The organism is Amycolatopsis sp. NPDC104863, from assembly GCF_055582965.1.
The window spans coordinates 404,286-408,054 of sequence record NZ_JBVJOW010000003.1; the positions used below are offsets into that span (position 1 = coordinate 404,286).

The 3,769-nt window shown below is 70.5% G+C and carries 3 protein-coding genes; all 3 read left to right on the forward strand.

The features are described 5' to 3' along the window. Positions 1–111: 111 nt before the first annotated feature. The 3 genes from ACZ63J_RS18570 to ACZ63J_RS18580 are packed head-to-tail and all read left to right on the forward strand — an operon-like array spanning position 112 to position 3,565. Positions 112–885: an ATP-binding cassette domain-containing protein gene (locus ACZ63J_RS18570; protein WP_247063508.1), complete on the forward strand. Its 774-nt coding sequence runs from the start codon at positions 112–114 to the stop codon at positions 883–885. 20 nt (positions 886–905) lie between these two features. Then, a complete protein-coding gene (locus ACZ63J_RS18575) occupies positions 906–2,372 on the forward strand; it encodes a sugar ABC transporter permease (protein WP_465408679.1) in 1,467 nt (488 codons plus the stop codon). 11 nt (positions 2,373–2,383) lie between these two features. Continuing rightward, positions 2,384–3,565 (forward strand): ROK family protein, encoded by a 1,182-nt coding sequence (locus ACZ63J_RS18580; RefSeq protein WP_465337899.1) that lies wholly within the window; start codon positions 2,384–2,386, stop codon positions 3,563–3,565. The last annotated feature ends 204 nt before the right edge of the window (positions 3,566–3,769 follow it).

Consider the following 3,769-nt stretch of genomic DNA (forward strand, 5'->3'; position numbering starts at 1 on the left):
CTCCCCCCCCCCCCCCCCCCCCCCCCCCGCCCCCCCCCAACCCCCCCCCCCCCCCCCCCCCCCCCCCCCCCCCCCCCCCCCCCCGGTCCCCACCCAGGAGAAATGCCATCCATGAGTGAGCCCATTCTCGAGATCAAGGGCCTGAACAAGAGCTTCGGCCCCGTCCACGTCCTCCACGACGTGGACTTCGACGTGCGTGCGGGCGAAGTGACCGCACTCGTCGGCGACAACGGCGCCGGCAAGTCGACCCTCGTCAAGTGCATCGCCGGCATCCACCCGTACGACTCGGGGGCCGTGCGGTTCAACGGTCAGGACGCCCACATCCGCGGTCCCAAGGACGCGGCCGACCTCGGCATCGAGGTCGTGTACCAGGACCTGGCGCTCGCCGACAACCTCGACATCGTCCAGAACATGTTCCTCGGCCGTGAACGCGGCAACTCGTGGAAGCTGGACGAAGCCAGCATGGAGAAGGCCGCCCGCGAGACGCTGGCTTCCCTCTCGGTCCGGACGGTCAAGTCCGTCCGCACCCCGGTCTCTTCGCTGTCCGGTGGCCAGCGCCAGACCGTGGCCATCGCCAAGTCGGTGCTGTGGAACAGCAAGGTCGTCGTCCTCGACGAGCCGACCGCCGCCCTCGGTGTCGCGCAGACCCGGCAGGTGCTCGACCTGGTCCGCCGGCTCGCCGAGCAGGGCCTGGGGGTCGTGCTGATCAGCCACAACATGGCCGACGTGTTCGAGGTCGCCGACCGCATCTCGGTGCTCTACCTCGGCCGCCTCGTCGCCGAGGTGCACACGAAGGACGTCTCCCACGGCCAGATCGTGGAGCTGATCACCGCCGGTCGCTCCGGTGACCTCGGCCTGGCCCGGCCCGAAGCCGTGGTCCTGTGAGCGGGAAGAAAGAACCGGAAATGACTGAAACCCCTGCCAAGCCCGAGGTCGCCACGCCGGCCGCGGAAGCGCTCGCGCAGACCCAGAACCCCACCGCGGCCATCACCGACTTCGGCATCGACACGACATCGATGTCACCCGGTGAAGCCATCCGCGACTACGTCGCCCGTCTCCGGGCCGGCGAGCTCGGCTCGCTGCCGTCGCTGTTCGGCCTGCTCGTGCTGGTCATCCTGTTCAGCGCGCTGTCGGACAACTTCTTCACGCTGGCCAACATCGCCAACGTCTTCCCGCAGGGCGCGGGCGTGATCATCATCGCGATGGGCATCGTCTTCGTGCTGCTGCTCGGCGAGATCGACCTCGCCGCCGGTGTCGCCTCCGGCACCGCCGCGTCGGTGATGGCCCTGCACTACGTCCACGCAGGCAACTTGCTGGGCTCCATGGGCTCCGGCGTGTTCATCACGTTCATCGCGGTCCTCGCCGCGGCCATGCTGCTGTCGGCCTACCAGCGGATCTGGGCCGGCGCCGCGCTGTCGCTGGTCGGCCTGCTGCTCGTCGCGATCGGCGTCCCCGCCAACGCCTGGCTGGAGATCCTGCTGGCCATCTGCGTCGGCACCGCGATCGGCTGCATTACCGGCTTCCTGGTGTCGAAGATCGGCATGCCGTCCTTCGTCGTGACGCTGGCGCTGTTCATCGTGTGGCAGGGCGTCCTGCTGCAGTTCATCGGTGAGGGCGGCACGATCGGCATCACCAACTCCGACGTCCTGTACAAGATCGCCAACGGCAACCTGAACGTCGTCGGCAGCTGGGTCTTCTTCCTCGTCGCCGCCGGCGGGTTCGCGGTGATCACGCTGCTCAGCCACTTCCGGCGGCTGCAGCGCGGCCTGGTCGTCCAGCCGACGGCGCTGGTCGTCGCCAAGGTCACCGCGCTGGTGGTGCTCTCGGCGCTGGGCACCTGGCTGCTGACGATCAACCGCTCGCCGAACAAGGCGGTCGTCACGATCGAAGGCATCCCGTACGTCATCCCGATCATGCTGGTGCTGCTGGTGGCCGGGACCTACGTGCTCAACCGGACCAGGTACGGCCGGTACGTCTACGCGGTCGGCGGCAACAAGGAAGCCGCCCGCCGTGCCGGTATCGACGTGCCGAAGATCCGGGCGAGCGTGTTCGTCATCGGCTCGGCGGTCGCGGCCATCGGCGGCATCGTCGCCGCGTCGAAGGTCGGCTCGGTCAGCCCGCAGTCCGGTGGCCTCAACACGCTGCTGTACTCGGTCGGCGCGGCCGTCATCGGCGGCACGTCGCTGTTCGGCGGCAAGGGCCGCGTGGCCGACGCCGTGGTCGGTGGCCTGGTGATCGCCGTGGTCATCAACGGCCTGGGCCTGCTCAAGCAGCCGGCCGCGGTGGTCAACATCGTCACCGGCCTGGTCCTGTTGCTCGCGGCCACGGTGGACGCGCTGTCGCGGCGCCGCGCGGCTGCGTCGACGCGCTGAACCAGCATGGGATGATCAAGCCCGTGTCCAGCTCACCCGTCGCACGACCGGACGAGGTGCGTCGGCACAACCGCACGACCCTGCTCCGCCTGCTGCACGTCGGCGGGCCGAGCACCCGGGCGACCCTGGCTTCCGAGCTGGGGCTCAACCGGAGCACGATCAAGACCCTCGTCGACGGGCTCGCCGAAGCCGGCGTCGTCGAGGAGAAGGTGCCGAGGCCGGGACGAGGGGCGGGCCGCCCCTCGCTCCTGGTCCTGCCCCAGCCGCACGCGGCGGTCGTGCTCGCGGTCGACCTGCAGGTCGAGCACGTCGCGATCGCGCTCGTCGGGCTGGGTGGCCAGATCCTGGGCCGCAACAGCTGGAACCTGCGGGGCCGGATGGGCCAGCCCGACGAGGTCATCACCCACGTCATCGAGTCGACGACCGTGCTGGCCGGCGACCTCGACGTGACGCCGGTGGCGGCCGGGGTGTCGGTGCCCGGCGTCGTCCGGCGCGCGGACGGGCACGTGCACGAGGCCCCGAACCTGCGCTGGACCGACGTCGCGCTCGGCGAGCGGCTCGGCGCGGTGCTGCAGATCCCGATCCTGGTCGGCAACGACGCCGAGTTCGGCGCGGTCGCCGAGCACCTGCGCGGCGCGGCCCGCGGGGCGTCCGACGTGGTGTACATCTCGGCGGACGTCGGGGTCGGCGGCGGGGTCATCGCCGAAGGCTCGGCGCTGCGCGGCGGTGCCGGGTACGTCGGCGAGATCGGGCACATGGTCATCCGCCCGGACGGCAGGCCCTGCTACTGCGGCAGCAGCGGCTGCTGGGAGACCGAGGTCGGCGAGGCGGCGCTGTGCCGGGCCCTCGGGCTGCCCGAGGACACCCCGCGCGGGGCGATCCTGTTCGAGCTGCGCGAGCTCGGCCGGGACCCGGACGCCGCGCTGTCGCGGCTGGCGGAGTTCGCGGAGTGGCTGACGCTGGGGCTGATCAACGTCGTCAACCTGCTGGGGCCGCAGCTGGTGATCCTCGGCGACCTGCTGACGGTGCTGCCCGAGGCGGTGCTGCGGCACGTCGGCGCCGAAGTGCGCCGGCGCAGCCTGGTGAGCCGGGCGGTCGGCGGCACCCGGATCGTCAGCTCGGCGCTGGGAGCCGACGTGAAGCTGCTGGGCGCCGCGGAAGTCGCGTTCGAAGTCGTGCTGGATTCTGTCTGATTTTCTGTCTTGTCCCGTGTCCGGAATCACGGCATTCCGCGGCCGGGCCGTGATTTCAACCCCGCACTTTGCAAGTTGCAGACTGTGCAAGGTTTCGGAAATACGAAGGCGGGCGGTGCCTCTGCGCACCGGCCGCCCTCGGGGGTTTCGGGGGTCTTTGCCGCTGGAGGTCGGAGGAAAACTCCTTGAGCTTGGCCTCGTGCT

What these genes read in the sequence shown, in the direction of transcription:
- ACZ63J_RS18575 (WP_465408679.1), top strand. Translation starts at nt 906, where the DNA reads ATGACTGAAACCCCTGCCAAGCCCGAGGTCGCCACGCCGGCCGCGGAA.
- ACZ63J_RS18570 (WP_247063508.1), top strand. Translation starts at nt 112, where the DNA reads ATGAGTGAGCCCATTCTCGAGATCAAGGGCCTGAACAAGAGCTTCGGC.
- ACZ63J_RS18580 (WP_465337899.1), top strand. Translation starts at nt 2,384, where the DNA reads ATGATCAAGCCCGTGTCCAGCTCACCCGTCGCACGACCGGACGAGGTG.